Genomic DNA, 419 nt, shown 5'->3' with positions numbered 1-419 from the left:
TGTCGCTATGTGGAGAACTTATCCTACGATATTCGGGATCGGATCGATATTCGACAGGACAAGCGCGTCCATCAGCTGCCTGCTTTGCGCAACCTGCACGTAATAATCGACGCCTCCTTTCGACATGCGTCGTGTGGCGACGGCGTATACGTTGCCATCGATCGTGGCGGGCACCACCTTGCCGGCCGCCTTCGCGAGGTCTTCCGTCAGCCACGGCCGGCCCCCGTTCGAAGGCGTCGACGCCAGCAACAGCCGCCCCGTCGAATCGAGCACGCGATACTTCACCTCGCTCGACAAGAGCCGGAACATCAGCGCCGGACGGCCGTCCAATTGCACGGATACCGGACGCCCGGCGGCGTCGAAGTGCAATCCGGTCACGACGTGACCGACGATCTCCATCTGCTGCCGCCGCCCCAGGA

Annotated in this window: 1 protein-coding gene; it reads right to left on the bottom strand. The window is 62.8% G+C overall.

Translation table 11 applies throughout. From position 1 onward, the window contains the following. Positions 1–18: 18 nt before the first annotated feature. Positions 19–419 (bottom strand): hypothetical protein (locus ACFTXQ_RS36635; protein ID WP_382650005.1); only part of this gene is annotated, 401 nt, incomplete at its 5' end.

The organism is Streptomyces sp. NPDC057010, from assembly GCF_042673805.1.
In the GTDB taxonomy this organism is placed as follows: domain Bacteria; phylum Actinomycetota; class Actinomycetes; order Streptomycetales; family Streptomycetaceae; genus Streptomyces.
This window is presented reverse-complemented; position numbering and strand designations above follow the sequence as displayed.